This is a genomic window from Tenacibaculum sp. 1_MG-2023, assembly GCF_030547425.1.
In the GTDB taxonomy this organism is placed as follows: domain Bacteria; phylum Bacteroidota; class Bacteroidia; order Flavobacteriales; family Flavobacteriaceae; genus Polaribacter.
Window position 1 is genome coordinate 16,633 of the sequence record NZ_JAUORH010000011.1, and the last position, 20,153, is coordinate 36,785.

Sequence of the window (20,153 nt, forward strand, 5' to 3'; positions counted from 1 at the left end):
AATTTTATTTAACAACTTAAAATTATAGTTATATTTGTGTTCTATTTTATGCAAAAAAAGATTAACATACAGAATAAAAAGGCTCGTTTTGAATACGAGATACTTGATAGATACACAGCAGGAATTCAACTTACTGGTACTGAAATAAAATCAATACGACAAAGCAAAGCTCGAATTACTGAAAGTTTTTGTGAGTTTAATGATAAAGGAGAACTTTTTGTAGTGAACATGTACATTGAGGAATATGCCTTTGGACACCATTACAACCATAACCCTAAAAGTGAGCGCCGTTTATTGCTAAATAAACGTGAATTAAAAAAACTTGAAAGAGAAGTTGAAGCTAAAGGTAGTACAATTGTTCCTTTGCGTTTATTTATTAATGAAAATGGTTGGGCTAAATTAGATCTTGCTCTTGCGAAAGGAAAGAAAACTCACGATAAGAGACAAAATATTAAAGACCGTGATAATAAACGTGATTTAGCCAGAATTAAAAAGACTTATAATTAATGAATGATACTTTTTTAAATATCATACAGTGGAAGAAAATTGTATACTTTATTTTTATTTTATTCTTATTTAAGTTTTCTTTTTTACACGGTTATGGTTTTAAAACAACCCTTTCTTTTCTTGATTTAGGACTATTATCTATTTCTAGCGCTTTTTTATTAGCATCTGGCTATCTGACAAGTTTTTACTTCAGAAGTCCACAAAAAAAAACTAAATTCCCTTTACAAAAAGCAAAAAAAACATCTATCTACCTAATGTTTATAGGTATTATAATAGGTTTATTTTTATCTGTTAAAATAAGTAAGCCATGGTATGGTTTTATTTTTATTACTTGCCCCATCATTGTGTACTTATATTCTAAAAATAATATTCAAAAAACTTTTTTCAGTAATATTGTCACTTCTTTCCTAAAGCCTTTTGCTTTACTAACACTTTTATGGTTTGATTTCCCTCTTAACTTATCTATAGAACAATGGGAGCTTTTTTACGACCTGCAACTAATAACTATTGGTTATGTAGTTATCTCTTTTTTGAGTAATATCGTTATTGAAATAATTATTGACATTATTAATATAAATCAAGATAACTTAAACAAACAAAGTACTTTACCTGTTTTATTAGGTAGGAAGAGAGCTAAAGATATAGCTTTGATGCTATCTGCAATAGGTTGTTTTTTTGTGTTTTCTATAGCAATTGCTTTTATTAAAAATAAATTCATTTTTTCAACTATTATGTTATTAGGAACAATTCCTGAGCTATACTTTATTTACCGTTTAATGGCAGCTTCTGAAACTAAAGATTACCAAATTTTACATAAAATTAGTTACTTTAACTTCTTTTTTGCCCTCTTAAGTGTCCCCATCATAGCTTACTATATTAAATATGTTATCAACTAAACTATCAAAATACGCTATTATTCTTGCTTCAAACTCTCCTAGAAGACAAGAATTAATAAAAAGCTTAGATATTCCTTTTTCTATCAAAACAAAGAAAGTAGAAGAAATCTACCCAAAAGAGCTAAACCATGCAGAAATAACTAATTTTTTAGCCGATTTGAAAGCTACCCCTTTTAAAAAAGATTTAAAAGAAAATGAGTTATTAATAACATCTGACACTATCGTATGGATACATAGCAAAGCTTTAGGGAAACCTAAAAACTACGAGGAAGCATTTCAAATGCTCAAGGAACTATCCAATACCACACACGAAGTTATCACCTCTATATGCATTACTAGTAAATCATTTCAAAGAACTATAAATGATACTACTATTGTTAGCTTTAAAGAATTATTAGACGAAGAAATTGATTATTATATAAACACTTATAAGCCTTTTGATAAAGCTGGAGCCTATGGTATTCAAGAATGGATTGGTAAAATAGGAATTATAAAAATTGAAGGAAGTTATTTTAATGTGATGGGATTTCCTGTTCATAAACTTTACAAAGAATTATCAAATTTGTAGCTTTACATCTATATAAAAGATTATTTTTGACGCGTATTTACACAACACAAACTGATGAAAAAATATACTTATACAGAAAAAAAAGATACCCGATCTGGGTTTGGTGATGCTTTAACCGAGTTAGGACAAAAAAATCCTAATGTTGTAGCTTTATGTGCAGATTTAACTGGTTCATTAAAAATGAATGAATTTGCCAAAAATCACCCTGAGCGTTTTTATCAAGTAGGAATTGCTGAAGCAAATATGATAGGAATTGCAGCTGGATTAGCTATTGGAGAAAAAATTCCTTTTACGGGTACATTCGCAAACTTTTCAACTGGTAGAGTTTATGACCAAATTCGTCAATCAGTTGCTTATTCTGATAAGAATGTAAAAATTTGTGCTTCTCACGCAGGATTAACTTTAGGTGAAGATGGAGCAACACACCAAATTTTAGAAGATATTGGACTAATGAAGATGTTGCCAGGAATGACTGTAATAAACACTTGTGATTACAGCCAAACAAAAGCTGCAACTTTGGCTATAGCAGAGCATAAAGGACCTGTATATTTACGTTTTGGTCGTCCAAAAGTACCAGTGTTTATGACCGACCAACCTTTTGAAATAGGAAAAGCTATCCAACTTACCGAAGGTAATGATGTTACTATTGTTGCTACAGGTCACTTAGTATGGGAAGCATTACAAGCTGCTGAACAATTAGAAGTTAAAGGTATTTCTGCAGAAGTAATAAATATTCATACGATTAAACCATTAGATGAAGAAACTATTTTAAAATCTGTTGCTAAAACAGGCTGTGTAGTTACTGCAGAAGAACATAACAAATATGGTGGTTTAGGAGAAAGTGTTGCTCGTTGTTTAGCTACTAACAACCCTACTCCACAAGAATTTGTTGCTGTAAATGATAGTTTTGGTGAATCTGCTACTCCAGATCAATTAATGAAAAAATACGGTTTAAACGATGAAGCCATAGTAAAAGCAGTTGAAAAAGTTATTTCTAGAAAATAAAAAACATAAGTAACTAAACAATAAATACATCACTTTTAAGGTTTAAAGTGGTGTATTTTTTTATATAAAAAGTAACTATTTAACCCAATTATAACAGTGTAAATTAATAACAATGAAAAAAGCAATTTTTATCTTATGCCTTCTAATTGGAGGCTCACAGTTAGCACAAAGCCAAATACAAGGAGGTATTAAAGGTGGTATTAACTACAATTCTGACTCTTTTTCTGATGTAAAAAATGATGTCTTTGATGGAGCAAAAAGCAAAACAGGTTTTCATGCTGGTGCTTGGTTACGTATAAAACTACCAGCTACTGGTTTATATATTAGACCTGAACTGGTATATACACAATTGAATAATAATGTTGTTTATTATCCAGAAGGAAAATCAATCAACTCAACAAATAATCAGAATGTCTCTTACGAGATTCAAAAAATAGATATTCCTGTTTTATTAGGTTTAAATTTTTTAAAAGTAGGACATGTTTTTGCAGGACCTTCTTTTCAATATATTTTAGATTCTGATTTTGATATTGAAGATCTTAAACAAGTAAATTCTGATGGATTTTCTGTTGGTTTACAATTAGGTGCTGGTGTTGAACTTGGTAAACTAGGTTTAGATGTTCGTTGGGAAAGAGCTTTGTCTGATACTGAAGCTGAATTTGTAGATTCTAATGTTGGAAACGTAAATTTTGATACTCGTGTAAACCAAATTATTGTAGGCTTGTCATACAGGTTTTAAACATCTAAAATTTTAAGCATAAAAAACCGAAGTTTATTAAACTTCGGTTTTTTTATATGTTTTTTTAACTCTAAAAAATATCTCTGTTTAGATAATCTGGTATCGTAGGCTTATTTGGATCACTAAAATCGTTTGCTGGATTTCCATCTCCGTTTTTATCCTCATCTTTTGATAAAACACCATCACCATCATCATCGGTATCTAAATAATTAGGAATATTATCTTTATCAGTATCATCATTTCTAGGGTTTCCATCCCCATCAAGATCTTCGTTGATAGAAGCAACTCCATCTCTATCATGATCTGTATCTTCTACAAAATCAAATAAATCAATATAAAAGATTAACTGAGAATTGGCAGGTATTCCTCCATTTACCGAATTTCTATAAGCTAAGCCCGAAGGAACAATCAAAATTCCTTTTCCAAATTCATCATAAGAAATAGGCTCTCCTTGACTAGATGTGTTAATACCTGCTTTAAAGTTTGGAATACCTAAGGTCCACCCTCTAATAGGCGTAGGAGCATCAAACTGACTTCCTGATAATGTCAAGTTCCACCAAATAGGAGTAGTTCCTGTTTGGCTTAACTCTAATTGATCTACTTTAGTTGTATACCATACTTGATAATTAGTTAGAACAGAGTCTAACTCTGTAGGGTTACCTTTCGGAGATTGTCCTTCTTCTATAACTAAATGATATAAATCATATTCAATATCGTTTTCTGTATGTGTCTTTTTTATTAATCTAGTATCTTCTGATAATGGTGTTTTACCAGCAACTATAGGTTTTATAGAATCTATTGTATCATCAAAATAATAATTCTTTAAAAATTTTGCTATTGAATCTTTATCTTTCAAAGCTTGAGCTTCGTGGTCAAAATTGTCAACTACTGAGTTGCTATCACTTCCACAAGCATACAAAAGAGTACCTATAATGGCTGTATAAAATAGATGTTTAAATTTTATCATTTAATTCTGAAATTTTAACGCGCAATTTACCATTTTTATACCTTTGTAAAAAATGAAACGATAAAAATTAACTTTTTATATGAGAATTGACAAATATTTGTGGTGTATTCGCTTATTTAAAACCCGTAGTATTGCCACTGATGCTTGTAAAAAGGGACATGTTAAAATAGAGGGTACTAACCTAAAACCATCAAAAGAAATATTTGGTAATGAAGAAATAACTATTCGAAAAAACCAAATTAATTATAAAATAAGGGTTTTAGACATTCCTCCTAGTCGTGTAGGTGCTAAATTGGTTGATTTATATAGAAAAGATGTAACTCCTAAAGAAGAGTTTGAAAAAACGGAATTACTAAAGTATTCCAAAGATTACTATCGTAAAAAAGGGACGGGACGTCCTACTAAAAAAGATCGCCGTGATATTGACGATTATTACGATGATTCTAATAAAAATGATGTTAATTTGTAATCCTAAAGTAAGTTTAAACCAGCAAACAAAAATGACTGACACGAACAATATTATCTTAAATAATACTCAAGTTGAACAAAAAATTCGTCGAATAGCCTTTCAAATCTATGAAAGTAATAGTAACGAAACAGAAATTATTATTGCTGGTATTGCTGATAATGGATATTTTTTAGCAGAGAAAATTTCTACTGTCTTAAGTGAAGTTTCACCTATAAAAATAACTTTATGTAAGGTTTCAATAGACAAGAGAAATCCTATAAGTCCAATTACAACCTCTATTAACAGTAAAGAGTACCAAAATAAAGCATTAGTTTTAGTCGATGATGTTTTAAACTCAGGAACTACTTTAATATACGGTGTAAAGCATTTCTTAGAAGTTCCTTTAAAACGATTTAAAACAGCGGTGTTAGTTAACAGAAACCATAAAAAGTATCCTGTAAAAGCTGATTTTAAAGGAATTTCTTTATCTACGTCTATTAAAGAACATGTAGTTGTAGAATTTAAAACTAATGAAACAATAGCTTACTTAACCTAGTAACTCTTGTAACTCTCCTATTATTTCATAAACACTTTTATTATCAACTACTAATTTATATGTTGCTTGATTATAATAATAACTTCTTTCAAACAAGTGCTTAGCAACAAACTCTGCTAATTCCTCTTTATTTAAACGGGCTACTAGTGGACGTTGACTTTTTTCGTTTCTTAGTCTGTCTACAATTGTATTTATACTTGTTTTTAAGTATACAGACTTCACATTTTTAAAATTTAATAGCACATCCATATTTCCTGCGTAACAGGGTGTACCACCTCCCAGAGATAGTATAAAACCTTCTTCTTTTTCTAAAAGTTCTTTTAAAAATACATGTTCCTGTTTTCTAAAATAAATTTCTCCTTTCAACTCAAAAATATCAGAAACCGTTTTTCCTTCCCTTTTTTCTATATATTCATCTAAATCAATAAACGGAATATGCTTCTTTTCTGCCAAAAACCGTCCAATTGTCGATTTACCGCTAGCCATATACCCTAATAATATAATTTTCATAAACTAGTAATTAAGCAGTTACAAATATGGGTAAAAAATATTACAAAAAAGCTTTTCAGATTTAAAGAACAGTTGTATATTTGCAACCGCTTTCACAAAGAAGCAATGACCGGGTAGCTCAGTTGGTAGAGCATCTCCCTTTTAAGGAGAGGGTCCTGGGTTCGAGCCCCAGCCCGGTCACAAAAAGTTAAGCATATGCTTAACTTTTTTAGTTTATGCACGTATGGCGGAATTGGTAGACGCGCAGGCTTGAGGGGCTTGTGTTCGTAAGAACGTGCGGGTTCGACTCCCGCTATGTGCACCAAAAAAGGCACAATACATTTTGTATTATGCTTTTTTATTTCTGTAGAATTCAAAAAAAATATAAGAACTGAATTCAAATAATCTAAATTTTATAAAAAAATACAAAGAGGCTAAAAAGCCTCCTTGTATTAAATCAAATAATTAATTTATTTAGTTTAAAATGTATGTATCATAATCTAAATAACAAGTATCTCCTTGAACGATGGTTCTTACACCGTTCCACGTTTTGTTATGAAGACCATCTCCTACTGTATAATTATCTACATACGGGTTATGTCTTGTATAATCTACCCATTTTTTTAAACTAAGATTATACTCATATTCATTAAAAGCCTTTTCTCCATCTCTATAAACATAACATCCAGAGTCACATTCCCCTATTACAGAAACTATCCTAAAACGTTCACCTGCTTTTGCCTTTACCATAAAATCAATTACTTTTCCATCAGCTACACTTCTTTTTTGGTTAAACTTATAATAATCCAATCCTACATGATCTTCAATTCCGTATCCCCAGTAAATTTTATTCCCTGTTAAATACCAAGTTCCTAATTCTTGATCATACTTTTCTACATAAAATCTACCAAAAAGCTCTCCTCCACTAGTTCCATGATCACTACCATATAGTGCCACATTAGTTGGGTCTACCCTTATCTTATCATAATACACTAAATCACATTCTTTAATAGTATATTCTAAATTTGAACTTACTTTGAAAGGTCTATTATCATATGTATAATTTACTTTATAAGAAATAGGATACCCTGGATTATCAACTGATACCTCTGCTCCTTCTTTCAAAAAGTCAACTACTCTATCTAAGTTATTAGCCATAGCAGCTAAAGATGATGCAATACCTGAAGTAGCATTACCTCCTAATTGTTTTACTTTAACAGTGGACTCACTAAAAATAGATTTATATCTTGCTTCTAATTCTGCATTTACTTGTGTTCCTACTGCTTTGTAAGCAAAATTTAATGCTGCTTCAACTTCTTTAGCACTACTACTTGATTCATAAATTAATGTATATAGTTTTCCATAAGTTACTGATTCTATATAAGAAGATGGATTTTGTTGATCTTCACTTACATTTAAGTAATCAGTAACATACGGTTTTAACCTATCGGGAGAAACATTGTTGTTAAACCATCCATTTTTTCCTATAATTCCTTCTTTAGGAGAAACTGAGGCTGTAAAAAAGCGTTGTTTTAAGGTAACCGCATATCTAGTTTTTTGAGTAGAGAAATCTACCCCAAAACTACCAGATACTTTTACACTAGGTCCAGAATATCCTGCATTTAAAGAAAGTTGAAACTGTTTTTCATCATGAATTCTTTGAATACTAATATCAAAGCTAGCAGGAAAATTAGCTTCACTTTTATAATATGCATTTAAAATAGCATTTAAATTGTCTTGAACTTTACCTGGTGTTGGTTCTTCAATGGTTCTTGAAGTAGAAGCAGATGTTCCTGACAACACATTAACTCTTACCTCTACTGAATTCCTGTCTTCTCCAAAAATTGGTATAGACACAGGAGCTCCTTCTTGTATAGATCTTGCAGCTACCAAATTACCAGGCCATAATAAAGAACTATTGGCATCTAGAATAAAAAAATCTGAATCTGTTTGAGTAAATGATATTTCTTTATTAACACAATTCTCTTCCATAGCTATTCTTTTAGCTTTAGAAGAAGTGTTATCATACAGTTCACTAATATTTAAATTATGAATACCATCAGATGTATCTGGTGTTATAAATTGAGCTATCTGCTCTTTACTAGAATTTATTTCAGAATTATGTAATAAATCGTCTTTTTGACATGAAATAATTGAAAAAAGGGTTAATCCAAGTATTTTTAGATTTTTCATTTATTTATTTTTAAATTTAACATTGTACTAATTACGACCTCGAGGAGTAATTAAACATCCTTAAATACATTTTCCCTACTTTTTATTTGTTTTTTTTAATTATCACATACGTTTTTATTATTTATTTAAATTTTTACTAAGCAACAACACACTTCTTTATATAGTGATTAATTTCACAAATTATTAACGCCTACAAAGCCTATTATTCTTATTTTCGCCCTATGCAAAAACAAATATTATTCCTAGTAGCAATAGTGTTTAGTATATCTATTCAGGCGCAAGACAAACTAAAAGGACAAATAATAGACTCAGAATCTAAAAAACCTTTAAGTGCAGCTCATATTTTAAACCTTAATACTGTTGTAGGTACCATTACAAATGAGAATGGGCTATTTGACCTCGTTGCTCAAACAAACGATACTGTTTTAGTTTCTTATTTAGGTTATGCTTCTATTAAACTGAAAGTTACCAACGACCTTTTAAAAGGAAACGAAGTTGTTATATCTTTGGAAGAAAAACCTGAGGAAGTGAAAGAAGTTGTAATTAAATCAACAGAATTGATAGGTGTTTTAGAAGTCGATGTAAAACAAGTTCCAAAAGATCGTTTTACTAGAATCCATATTAATGGATTACCACAAACGTATGAAGTTGGAAGGCCTCAAAAAATATCTTCTCCTATAGCTAAACTATTGAATCCGGTTGATTTAGTGTATAACCTCTTTGGTAAAAAACCTAAACAATTAAAAAAACTTAAAAAACTTAAAAAAGAAGATGACTTGCGTAAAATGTTAGCAGGTAAATTCGATCGTGAGGTAATGATGGAATATTTAGAAATGGATAGATCTGAACTAAATAAGTTATTATCGGATTGTAACTATTCTGAATACTTTATAAAAAAAGCTAGTGATTTACAACTCATAGAAGCTGTTTTAAACTGCTACGAGAATTATAAGACAACAAAAAAAGGGAAAATAGAAAGAAATAGAATCCCTGATAAAAAGTAACTTTTTTGTTAAAAAAGTAGGGTAAGTGATATTTTATCTGTTATATTGTTTGATAGATTAACAAAAAACTCCTTTAAATAATGAGAAAAACTATATTACTATCTTTTATTTTTACAATTCTTTTAAGTTGTAGTAAAGATGATAAGATAATACCTAAAGATGGGGCTGAACCAGTAGATGAAGTTAAACTAAACAATAAAGAAAATAACTTTGTGTGGAAAGCCATGAACTCATGGTACAATTGGCAAGAAGATGTTCCTAGTTTAGCCGATAATAAAGATGATAACACTAATGATTATTACACTTACTTAAACTCATACAGTACTCCTAGTTCTTTATTTGAAAGTCTTAAACATGCAAACGATGACTTTTCTTGGTTTATAGAGGACTATGTTGCACAGCAGCAGCAATTTCAAGGAACATCAAAAACTTTTGGTTTTAGACCTAAACTAGTTCAAGTTGGTACTACTGATTATGTTGTGATGTATATTCAACATGTTTCAAAAAATTCTCCTGCTGATATTGCTGGTTTTAAAAGAGGTGATATTATAAATGCTATTAACGGAACTGTAATGACCATAACCAACTATAAAAGTGTTTTTAATGGTTATTATGAAGAAAATGCAGAGTTTTCTTTTACGGAGAAAGATGGAAAAACTCTTAAAGAAAAGAAAGCAATAACACAAGCTGTAGTATCTGATAACCCAGTACATCTAACTAAAGTTTTTGACAATATTAATGGTAAAAAAGTTGGATACTTACTATACAACGGATTCAGATCATCTTATAATGACGAATTAAATGCTGCTTTTGCTGAATTAAAGTCTGCAGGCATTCAAGAACTAATACTAGATTTAAGAATTAATGGTGGTGGATCTGTAGAAACATCTTCTTATTTAGCAAGTATGATACATGCAGAAGCAGATAAAGATAAATTTGCTGAATTAAAATTCAATAATAAACACTCTCAACAAGACTCTCCTTATTATTTTGATAATACTTTAAATGTTTATGAAACTGATGGGAAAAAGACTAGTGAAGAAGCTATAAATAGGTTATCAGGTATAAACAAGTTATATGTTTTAACCTCTGGTAGTACTGCATCAGCAAGTGAAATGATTATAAATGGGTTACGCCCTTTTATTGAAGTTAAGTTAATCGGTACCAAAACAGTAGGTAAAAATGAAGGGTCAATAACGTTATATGACTCACCTAGTAGTGATTACACTAATGTAAATGGAGCTAATTCAGCTCATAAAATGGCTATGCAACCTATTGTTTTTCAGATATACAACAAATTAGGTCAAAACGATTATGGAGATGGATTTGAGCCAAATATCTTAATTGAAGAATGGAAACATTGGAATAATATCTTACCTTTTGGAGACGAAAATGAAATAGTACTAAAAACAGCTCTAGACGATATCAGAGGAATAGCCGCTAAATCATCTTATGAGGTGAAAAGCTTTAAACATATTGATATAAATGTATCTACTAATAAATTTGAAAAAGAAATGTACATTGACCATCATTACTTTAACAAATAAGATTAAGACTATATAAAAGCAGCAAAATTTTGCTGCTTTTTTTATGCTCATATTTCATACAAAAGAACTAAATTTACACCTTTCAAAAAACACACACAAACACAACTAATAATGATTCATTTCTTTGGAAACGTAAACAGCAAGGTTTTTGCTGTTCAAACAATAGAAGAATTAACATCTGAAACAATTTCTAAATTAACTTGGTTATTTGGCAACCAACCGAAAATAAATGCGGCGTCTCTTGACGCCTTTTTTGTAGGCCCAAGAGCAGCAATGATTACTCCATGGAGTACCAATGCTGTAGAAATCACTCAAAACATGGGAGTTTCTGGAATTATCAGAATTGAAGAATTTAAAGCGGTAGCTGATGATTTTTCTAATTTTGACCCCATGATTTCACAAAAGTTCAATGGGTTGCATCAAGAAACATTCACCATTGATATTCAGCCAGAACCTATTTTAGAAATTGATGACATCGCAGCTTATAACGAGCAAGAAGGTTTAGCCTTAAACGATGAAGAAATTACCTATTTAGAAGAAGTTGCTACTAAAATTGGTAGAAAACTAACAGACTCTGAAGTATTTGGATTCTCTCAGGTAAATTCAGAACATTGTCGTCATAAGATTTTCAACGGAACCTTTGTTATAGATGGAGAGGAAATGCCTACTTCTTTATTCAAATTAATTAAAGAAACATCTAAGCAAAATCCAAACGATATTGTTTCTGCTTATAAAGACAATGTAGCTTTTGTTAAAGGTCCAAAAGTAGAGCAATTCGCTCCGAAAAGTGCAGACAAATCTGATTACTACCAAATAAAAGAATTTGAATCTGTTATTTCATTAAAAGCTGAAACACACAACTTCCCTACTACTGTAGAACCTTTTAATGGTGCTGCAACAGGTTCAGGAGGTGAAATTCGTGATAGATTAGCTGGCGGAAAAGGTTCATTGCCATTAGCTGGAACTGCTGTTTATATGACTTCATATTCTCGTTTAGAAGAGAATCGTTCTTGGGAAAAAGGAATGGAAGAGCGTAAATGGTTATACCAAACACCAATGGATATCTTAATCAAAGCTTCTAACGGAGCCTCTGATTTTGGTAATAAATTTGGGCAACCTTTAATCTGTGGTTCTGTCTTAACTTTTGAACACGAAGAAGATGCTCGCAAACTTGGTTTCGATAAAGTAATCATGCAAGCAGGTGGTATTGGATATGGTAAAAAAGAACAAGCATTAAAAGATACTCCACAAGAAGGAGATAAAATAGTAATTCTTGGAGGTGAAAACTACCGTATTGGTATGGGAGGAGCTGCGGTATCTTCTGCTGATACTGGAGAATTTTCTTCAGGAATCGAATTAAATGCAGTCCAGCGTTCAAATCCTGAAATGCAAAAACGTGCTGCCAATGCTGTTCGTGGTATGGTAGAAAGTGATGAGAACTTTATCGTTTCTATTCACGATCATGGAGCTGGTGGGCATTTGAACTGTTTATCTGAATTAGTGGAAGATACAGGTGGAAACATCGATTTAGATAAATTACCAGTAGGTGACCCTACGCTATCTGATAAAGAAATTATCGGTAATGAATCACAAGAGCGTATGGGATTGGTAATTGCTGAGAAGCACATCGAAACCCTAAATAAAATAGCTGAACGTGAGCGTTCACCAATGTACACTGTTGGTGATGTTACAGGTAATCATCGTTTTACTTTCGAATCTAAAGCCAACGGAAGTAAACCAATGGATTTAGCTTTAGAAGATATGTTTGGTAGTTCTCCTAAAACAATTATGACTGATAAAACAGTTTATAGAAACTACGCTGATGTAAATTATTCAAAAGAAAATTTTACCAATTATTTAGAACAAGTACTACAGTTAGAGGCAGTTGCTTGTAAAGATTGGTTAACCAATAAAGTTGACCGTTGTGTTGGTGGAAAAGTAGCGAAGCAACAATGTGTTGGTTCTTTACAAATTCCATTAAACAATGTTGGTGTAATGGCGTTAGATTATAAAGGTAAAGAAGGAATTGCTACTACAATTGGGCACTCTCCTATTTCTGGGTTAATTGATCCTGAAGCTGGAAGTAAAAACTCAATTGCTGAAGCTTTAACAAATATTGTATGGGCTCCTTTAAAAGATGGTTTACAATCGGTTTCATTATCAGCAAACTGGATGTGGCCTTGTAAAAATGAAGGTGAAGATGCTCGTTTATACAAAGCGGTAAAAGCTATTTCTGATTTTTCTATTGATTTAGGAATCAATGTTCCAACAGGAAAAGATTCATTATCAATGAAACAGAAATATCCAAATGAAGAAGTAATTTCTCCAGGAACGGTAGTTATTTCAGCTGCGGCTAACTGTAACGACATTACAAAAGTAGTAGAACCTGTTTTACAACCAAATAAAGGAAACATCTATTACATCAACTTATCTCAGGATGATTTTAAATTAGGCGGAAGTTCTTTTGCGCAAATAGTAAACAAAATAGGAAACTCTACTCCTACTATTTCTGACAACAACTTCTTTAAAGCTGCTTTTGATGTAATTCAAAACTTAATTAAAGAGGAAAAAATTGTTGCAGGTCACGATGTTGCCTCTGGAGGGCTGATTACTACCTTATTAGAATTATGTTTTGCTGATGTAAATATAGGTGCAAACCTAGATTTATCAAGCTTAGATGAAGTAGACAGTATTCAATTATTATTTGCCGAAAACTCAGGAATTGTATTCCAAGCAGTTGATAATTCAGTAGAGCAAGTTTTAACTGATAATAATATTGAATTCTTTACTATCGGCTCTGTAACAGAATCTGATCGATTAAATATTAAAAATGGTTCAGATGTTTTTTCTTTATCTATTTCTGAATTAAGAGATACTTGGTACAAAACATCATACTTATTAGATCAAAAGCAAACGGCGAACGATTTAGCTAAAGATCGTTTTGATAATTATAAAAACCAACCTTTAAAGTATACATTCCCAACTCATTTTACAGGAAAGCTTACTGAAACTGTGGGTACTGTAACTAACAGACCTAAAGCTGCCATCATTCGTGAAAAGGGTTCAAACTCGGAACGTGAAATGGCAAATGCGATGTATTTAGCTGGTTTTGATGTAAAAGATGTTCACATGACAGATTTAATTTCTGGTCGAGAAACCTTAGAAGATATTCAGTTTATAGGTGCTGTTGGAGGATTTTCAAATTCTGATGTATTAGGTTCTGCTAAAGGATGGGCTGGAGCATTTTTATATAATGAAAAAGCAAATACAGCTTTAAAGAAATTCTTTGATAGAGAAAATACACTTTCTGTAGGTATTTGTAATGGTTGTCAATTATTTATGGAGTTAGAATTAATCAATCCAGAACATAAGAATCATGGTAAGATGTTACACAACGATTCTAAAAAGCACGAAAGTTCATTTACATCTGTAAAAGTTCAAGAAAATAATTCAGTAATGTTATCTAGTTTAGCAGGAACTGAATTAGGAGTTTGGATTTCTCACGGAGAAGGAAAGTTCAATTTACCTGAAACTGAAGATAATTATAATATTGTTGCTAAGTATGGATATGAAGGATATCCTAACAACCCAAACGGTTCAGATTATAACACAGCAATGCTATGTGATAAGACTGGTCGTCATTTAGTAACTATGCCGCATATTGAGCGTTCTACTTTCCAATGGAACTGGGCAAACTATCCACAAGACAGACAAGATGAAGTTTCTCCTTGGTTAGAAGCTTTTGTTAATGCAAGAAAATGGATAGAAAATAAAAAATAGGTAGAATACTACATTCTCAACAACAAAAAGCACTCTGTAAACAGGGTGCTTTCTTTTTTTCACAAAAGTAAACATAAAATCTACTTATTTACAATTGTTAATTATTGATTTATAATTACAATTGTAATAAACTTTGTGTATTATAAATATTACAACACTATTCTATGACATATAGAACTATAATAAGCTTCTTTAAATTATCAAGCTTATAAGCTAAGTAGTTTTATAGTAATTATATAAGTGGCATGCGATTTTTACACTGATTTTAAAGAATTTAAATAGAGCTATGAAAAGAAGTTTATTTTTTATAGGCAGTAAAGCGTTATTATTTATTTTAAAAGCATAAAACAAGCTATTAATAAGCCAAGAAAGGTGTTATAATGATTATTCTTAGATTAATTTACATTACTAAACCACCTGAAGACCTGTATTTTAGTGGTTATAATTGTAACTATGCTGTTTCATTTACTATATAGTTTTTCTCTATTTTTAAGACATAACTAACTCTTTTCAAGTAAATTATATATCTTTACTTAAAGTATTATATAGTATTTATTGTATTGGTATTGAAGAAAATGTATTTTTTCTTGTTTACAATTATAAAACAACATATATTTACAATCGTAAATAACCTATATAGTTTACAATTATAAACAAATGATAGAACGACTAAAAAAAATATTAGATTACTACAATTTATCAGCTTCTAATTTCGCAGATACAATTGATGTTCCAAGGTCTAGTATTTCTCACCTATTATCAGGAAGAAATAAACCTAGCTTAGATTTTATTATAAAAGTAGAAAAGGCATTTGAAGAAGTAGAATTAGAATGGTTAGTTTATGGAAGAGGTAATTTCCCAAAAAATACTGTAAACCATACAAAGGAGGAAAATATTAAAAAAAACAAAGCTCCTTCTCTGTTTACTGAAAATATTGTATTTGACCAAGAACCCGAAAAAAAATCAAATACGCAATTCTCAGAAAGTCATAAAAAGAGGAAAGAATCTGACTCTTTCAGGGAAGTTAAGAATATTTTGGTTTTATACGACGATGGAACCTTTGAAGATTACAAAAAAAAATAATGTCATAATTGAATCTCTGAAAATTTGATGATTTTAAAGTTCAACAAATCGTTAGGTTTGTTTTCATCTACACAGTTTCAATTTATAAATCATTAGTAACTAAACTCTCTCCTTAAACTTATTTTACCATAAGTTGAGTTTGTTAACTTGGTCCCCCAAATGTAATTCCTCTTAAATAAAAAATCCTGTATTATGAAAAATAATACAGGATTTTTACTCATATTTTAAGTATATAATCTAGGTTAACATTCCTCCGTCTACAGATAAAGTCTGCCCAGTAATATACGAGCTCATATCTGATGCTAAGAAAACACAAGCATTTGCAATATCTTGTGGTGAACCTCCTCTTTTTAAAGGAATTTCATTTCTCCAACCTTCAACAACTTTTTCATCTAACTTTGCAGTCATTTCAGTTTCGATGAAACCAGGCGCAACTACATTACTACGAATGTTACGCGATCCTAATTCTAATGCTACTGATTTTGAGAACCCTAAAATCCCTGCTTTTGAAGCTGCATAATTTGCTTGACCAGCATTTCCTTTTAATCCAACAACAGAACTCATATTGATAATTGAACCTGCACGTTGTTTCATCATTGGACGAATTACGGCTTTTGTTAAATTGAAAACAGATTTTAAGTTTACTTCAATAACTTTATCAAAATCATCTTCAGAAATACGCATTAATAAATTATCTTTAGTAATACCTGCATTATTTACCAATACATCAATTGTTCCGAATTCTTCTAAAACATTTTTTGCTAATTCTTGTGCTGCATCAAACTCTGCCGCATTTGATTGATATCCTTTAGCGCTTACCCCTAATTCTTTTAATTCATTTTCTAAAGAAGTTGCTGCCTCAACAGAAGAATTGTATGTAAATGCAATATTACATCCTTGGTTTGCAAACTCTAATGCAATTCCTCTACCAATACCTCTAGTAGCTCCTGTAATAATTGCTGTTTTATTTTCTAAAAGTTTCATTTATTAGTTGTTTTAACAGGGGCAAATATAAAAATAAATTCCCGTTAAAAAACGGGAATTTATTTTTATATATAAGTGTTTATTATGCTAAAACCTTAGCTACCATTTCTCCAATTTTAGCAGGAGACTCTACAACGTGTACTCCATTTTCAGCTAAAATTTTCATCTTTGCTTGCGCAGTATCATCGGCACCACCAACAATAGCACCTGCGTGTCCCATTGTTCTACCTGCTGGAGCAGTTTGTCCTGCAATAAAACCAACTACTGGTTTACGATTTCCGTCAGCTTTAATCCAACGTGCAGCTTCAGCTTCTAAGTTTCCCCCAATTTCACCAATCATAACGATTGCTTCAGTTTCATCATCATTCATTAATAATTCAACTGCTTCTTTAGTAGTAGTTCCAATAATTGGATCTCCACCGATACCAATAGCAGTAGTAATTCCGTATCCTTGTTTTACAACTTGATCAGCAGCTTCATATGTTAAAGTCCCTGATTTAGAAACAATACCTACTTTACCTTTTTTGAAGATAAACCCTGGCATAATTCCAACTTTTGCTTCTTCTGGAGTTATAACACCTGGACAGTTAGGCCCTACTAAAGTACAATCTAACTGATCAATATATGCTTTTACTTTTACCATGTCAGCTGTAGGAATTCCTTCAGTAATACAAATGATTACTTTAATTCCTGCTTCAGCAGCTTCCATAATAGCGTCAGCAGCAAATGCTGGTGGTACAAAAATAATTGAAGTATCAGCTGCTGCTTTTTTTACAGCTTCATCAACTGTATTAAAAACTGGTTTACCTAAATGCTCTTGACCTCCTTTACCTGGTGTTACACCACCAACTACGTTTGTTCCGTAATCGATCATTTGGCCAGCGTGGAAAGTTCCTTCGCTTCCTGTAAAACCTTGAACTATAATTTTTGAATCTTTATTTACTAAAACACTCATTGGTTTGCTTTTTTATTATTTTTTAAGACAGACAAAAATAACTTTTTAATTGTGTTTTCACAATTAATTTTAGGTTACTTTTTTTCTTTATTTGTTGCATTTTTTAAATAGATAACTTCTCGCAATGTTTGTCTATATTCTCTTTGAGGTGTTCCATAATAGATTCCTTTTTTAAGAGACTTTGACACCCCAGTTTGCGCCATTAAAATGGTTCCCTTTTCAATCGTTAAGCCGCTAACAATACCTACCTGCCCCCAAATTGTCACTTCATCTTCAATCACTGTACATCCAGCAATACCAGTTTGTGCAGCAATTAAGCATTTTTTTCCTATAACAGTATCGTGCCCAATATGAACTTGATTATCAATTTTTGATCCCTCACCTATCAAAGTATCGCCTGTTACTCCTCTATCTATAGTGCATGAGGCTCCTAAATCTACATTATCTTCAAGTATCACTCTACCTCCAGATATCAATTTATCAAAACCTTCTGGTCTATTTTTATAATAGAAAGCATCAGCTCCTAAAACTGTGTTGGCATGAATTGTTACATTATCACCTATCACACAATTACTGTTAATTGATACGTTTGCGTGAATTAAACAATTTTTACCAACTGTTACGTTTTCTCCTATAAATACATTTGGTTGTATAATAGTACCTTCTCCGATAACTGCTGACTCAGCAATACTTTTCTTTGAGGCTATAAAAGGATTAAAATGTTTAGTTATTTTATTAAAATCCCTAAAAGGATCTTCAGAAATTAGTAGTGATTTTCCTTTTGGACAATCTACTTTTTTGTTTATTAATATTGTAGTTGCTGCTGAGTTTAGTGCCTTATCATAATATTTGGGGTGATCTACAAAAACAATATCTCCTTTTTCAACGACATGAATTTCATTAATCCCTGTAATAGGAAAACTATTCTCTCCAACAAATTCAGCATTTAATAAATCTGCTATTTGCTCTAAAGTTTGAGGTTGTTTAAATTTCATCTTTAAAAAGAAATTCCCGCTAAAGCGGGAATATTAAATTTATTCTTTGATACGCTCTGTATAAGCGCCTTTTTCCGTATCTATTTTAATCTTGTCACCTTCATTAATAAATAAAGGTACATTGATTCTTGCTCCTGTTTCTACAGTAGCTGGTTTTGTAGCATTCGTAGCTGTGTTACCTTTTACGCCTGGTTCAGTATGAGTTACTTCTAAAATAACGTGTGATGGCATTTCTACTGATAATGGCATATTATCTTCAGTATTAATTAAGATAGTAACCACTTCACCTTCTTTCATTAAATCTGGCGCATCTAATGTTGATTTTTGAAGTGTTATTTGATTATAATCTTCTGTATTCATGAAGTGATACGTGTCTCCTTCTGGGTATAAATACTGAAATTTATGTGTTTCTACACGTACATCTTCAATTTTATGACCTGCTGAAAAAGTATTGTCTATCACTTTTCCTGAAGTAACACTTTTAAGTTTTGTACGAACGAAAGCAGGCCCTTTACCTGGTTTTACGTGTAAAAACTCAATAATTTTAAATATATCATGATTATATTTTATACATAATCCTTTTTTAATATCTGATGTTGATGCCATTTATTTGATCTTTTATAGTTGCTCTTATAAGTGCAATTTTAATAATTAATTTGTTTTAAAATATCCTTTCATAATTCCGCGATGTGAATCTTTGATAAACTGAATAATTTCATCACGCTCAGAAGTTGCTTCCATTTCAGCTTCAATAATATCTATCGCTTGAGAATTGTTATAGTTTTTTTGAAATAAAATACGGTAAACATCTTGAACCTCTCTAATTTTTTCAGTTGTAAAACCCCTTCTTCTCAACCCTACTGAATTAATTCCCACGTATGATAACGGTTCTCTTGCTGCTTTTACAAAAGGAGGTACATCTTTACGAACTAACGATCCTCCTGTAACAAAAGCATGATTACCTACTGAGGCAAATTGATGTACTGCTACCATACCTGCAAGCACTACATTATCTCCAACAGTTACGTGACCTGCTAAAGTTGAATTGTTTGAAAAAATACAATTATCTCCCACTTTACAATCGTGTGCAATATGACAATACGCCATAATTAAACAATTGTCACCTATAACAGTTTTCATTCTATCTGAAGTCCCTCTGTTAATAGTAACGCATTCTCGTATAGTAACATTATCTCCTATTTCTACAATTGTATCCTCATCATTATATTTTAAATCTTGAGGAATTGCTGAAATAACTGCTCCTGGGAAAATTCGACAGTTTTTACCGATGCGCGCACCTTCCATAATGGTTACATTAGAACCTATCCATGTTCCTGAACCTATCTCTACATTCGCATGAATCGTTGTAAAAGGTTCTATAACTACATTACGAGCTATTTTTGCTTGAGGGTGTACGTACGCAAGTGGTTGATTCAT

General features: G+C 31.3%; 19 protein-coding genes and 2 tRNA genes. 13 read left to right on the plus strand and 8 right to left on the minus strand.

The genetic code is table 11. From position 1 onward, the window contains the following. The first annotated feature begins 48 nt into the window (after positions 1-48). The 5 genes from smpB (at position 49) to Q4517_RS09005 (ending at position 3,715) form a co-directional block, all read left to right on the plus strand. Positions 49-507, plus strand: coding sequence for an SsrA-binding protein SmpB (gene smpB / locus Q4517_RS08985; RefSeq protein ID WP_303508237.1), 459 nt, complete (start codon positions 49-51; stop codon positions 505-507). Then, the gene (locus tag Q4517_RS08990; RefSeq protein ID WP_303508240.1) at positions 507-1,403 is read left to right on the plus strand and encodes a hypothetical protein; all 897 of its coding nucleotides are present in this window, start codon (positions 507-509) and stop codon (positions 1,401-1,403) included. The genes smpB and Q4517_RS08990 overlap by 1 nt, the downstream gene beginning before the upstream one ends. Continuing rightward, positions 1,390-1,971, plus strand: a complete 582-nt coding sequence (locus Q4517_RS08995; protein ID WP_303508242.1) for a Maf family nucleotide pyrophosphatase — start codon at positions 1,390-1,392, stop codon at positions 1,969-1,971. The genes Q4517_RS08990 and Q4517_RS08995 overlap by 14 nt, the downstream gene beginning before the upstream one ends. A 54-nt stretch (positions 1,972-2,025) precedes the next feature. Further along, a complete protein-coding gene (locus Q4517_RS09000) occupies positions 2,026-2,976 on the plus strand; it encodes a transketolase family protein (RefSeq protein WP_303508244.1) in 951 nt (316 codons plus the stop codon). A gap of 112 nt (positions 2,977-3,088) precedes the next feature. Continuing rightward, positions 3,089-3,715, plus strand: coding sequence for a porin family protein (locus Q4517_RS09005; RefSeq protein WP_303508246.1), 627 nt, complete (start codon positions 3,089-3,091; stop codon positions 3,713-3,715). A 70-nt stretch (positions 3,716-3,785) separates the two neighbouring features. Here Q4517_RS09005 and Q4517_RS09010 read toward each other — a convergent pair whose 3' ends face one another. Beyond that, a complete protein-coding gene (locus Q4517_RS09010; RefSeq protein WP_303508249.1) occupies positions 3,786-4,682 on the minus strand; it encodes an FKBP-type peptidyl-prolyl cis-trans isomerase in 897 nt (298 codons plus the stop codon). A gap of 79 nt (positions 4,683-4,761) precedes the next feature. On the opposite strand from Q4517_RS09010, the gene Q4517_RS09015 reads away from it, so the two are divergent. Both Q4517_RS09015 and Q4517_RS09020 read left to right on the plus strand, forming a co-directional pair. Next, positions 4,762-5,151, plus strand: a complete 390-nt coding sequence (locus Q4517_RS09015; RefSeq protein ID WP_303508252.1) for an RNA-binding S4 domain-containing protein — start codon at positions 4,762-4,764, stop codon at positions 5,149-5,151. Between the two features lie 31 nt (positions 5,152-5,182). Beyond that, on the plus strand, positions 5,183-5,686 hold the full coding sequence (locus Q4517_RS09020) for a phosphoribosyltransferase domain-containing protein (RefSeq protein ID WP_303508255.1): 504 nt from the start codon (positions 5,183-5,185) through the stop codon (positions 5,684-5,686). Here Q4517_RS09020 and Q4517_RS09025 read toward each other — a convergent pair. After that, positions 5,678-6,196: a shikimate kinase gene (locus Q4517_RS09025; RefSeq protein ID WP_303508259.1), complete on the minus strand. Its 519-nt coding sequence runs from the start codon at positions 6,194-6,196 to the stop codon at positions 5,678-5,680. The two genes, Q4517_RS09020 and Q4517_RS09025, sit on opposite strands and share 9 nt — an antisense overlap. 107 nt (positions 6,197-6,303) lie before the next feature. Between Q4517_RS09025 and Q4517_RS09030 the strand changes: the two genes are divergently transcribed. Together Q4517_RS09030 and Q4517_RS09035 are read left to right on the plus strand one after the other, a co-directional pair. Then, positions 6,304-6,376, plus strand: a tRNA-Lys gene (locus Q4517_RS09030). 37 nt (positions 6,377-6,413) lie between these two features. Further along, positions 6,414-6,500: transfer RNA gene (locus Q4517_RS09035), tRNA-Leu, on the plus strand. A 149-nt stretch (positions 6,501-6,649) separates the two neighbouring features. Here the strand turns inward: Q4517_RS09035 and Q4517_RS09040 are convergent. Beyond that, positions 6,650-8,368, minus strand: coding sequence for a thiol-activated cytolysin family protein (locus tag Q4517_RS09040; RefSeq protein ID WP_303508262.1), 1,719 nt, complete (start codon positions 8,366-8,368; stop codon positions 6,650-6,652). Between the two features lie 221 nt (positions 8,369-8,589). Here Q4517_RS09040 and Q4517_RS09045 point away from each other — a divergent pair, with 221 nt between their 5' ends. The 4 genes from Q4517_RS09045 (at position 8,590) to Q4517_RS09060 (ending at position 15,782) form a co-directional block, all read left to right on the plus strand. Beyond that, on the plus strand, positions 8,590-9,372 hold the full coding sequence (locus tag Q4517_RS09045) for a carboxypeptidase-like regulatory domain-containing protein (protein ID WP_303508264.1): 783 nt from the start codon (positions 8,590-8,592) through the stop codon (positions 9,370-9,372). 80 nt (positions 9,373-9,452) lie between these two features. Beyond that, entirely contained in the window at positions 9,453-10,919 is a 1,467-nt protein-coding gene (locus Q4517_RS09050; RefSeq protein WP_303508268.1) for a S41 family peptidase, read from the plus strand. A gap of 111 nt (positions 10,920-11,030) precedes the next feature. After that, positions 11,031-14,699 (plus strand): phosphoribosylformylglycinamidine synthase, encoded by a 3,669-nt coding sequence (purL, locus tag Q4517_RS09055; protein WP_303508271.1) that lies wholly within the window; start codon positions 11,031-11,033, stop codon positions 14,697-14,699. Positions 14,700-15,356: 657 nt separating this feature from the next. Continuing rightward, positions 15,357-15,782 carry a helix-turn-helix transcriptional regulator gene (locus Q4517_RS09060; protein ID WP_303508273.1) on the plus strand — a complete coding sequence of 142 codons (426 nt, stop codon included), beginning with the start codon at positions 15,357-15,359 and terminating at the stop codon, positions 15,780-15,782. 237 nt (positions 15,783-16,019) lie between these two features. On the opposite strand, the gene fabG is transcribed toward Q4517_RS09060, so the two are convergent. The 5 genes from fabG to lpxA all read right to left on the minus strand — a co-directional run bounded on the left by fabG (position 16,020) and on the right by lpxA (position 20,153). Further along, positions 16,020-16,766: a 3-oxoacyl-[acyl-carrier-protein] reductase gene (fabG, locus tag Q4517_RS09065; protein WP_303508275.1), complete on the minus strand. Its 747-nt coding sequence runs from the start codon at positions 16,764-16,766 to the stop codon at positions 16,020-16,022. Between the two features lie 82 nt (positions 16,767-16,848). Continuing rightward, entirely contained in the window at positions 16,849-17,721 is an 873-nt protein-coding gene (sucD, locus tag Q4517_RS09070) for a succinate--CoA ligase subunit alpha (protein WP_303508278.1), read from the minus strand. A gap of 74 nt (positions 17,722-17,795) precedes the next feature. After that, on the minus strand, positions 17,796-18,716 hold the full coding sequence (locus Q4517_RS09075) for a UDP-3-O-(3-hydroxymyristoyl)glucosamine N-acyltransferase (protein WP_303508281.1): 921 nt from the start codon (positions 18,714-18,716) through the stop codon (positions 17,796-17,798). 39 nt (positions 18,717-18,755) lie between these two features. Next, a complete protein-coding gene (gene efp / locus Q4517_RS09080) occupies positions 18,756-19,322 on the minus strand; it encodes an elongation factor P (RefSeq protein ID WP_303508284.1) in 567 nt (188 codons plus the stop codon). A gap of 45 nt (positions 19,323-19,367) precedes the next feature. Next, entirely contained in the window at positions 19,368-20,153 is a 786-nt protein-coding gene (lpxA, locus tag Q4517_RS09085) for an acyl-ACP--UDP-N-acetylglucosamine O-acyltransferase (protein WP_115901356.1), read from the minus strand.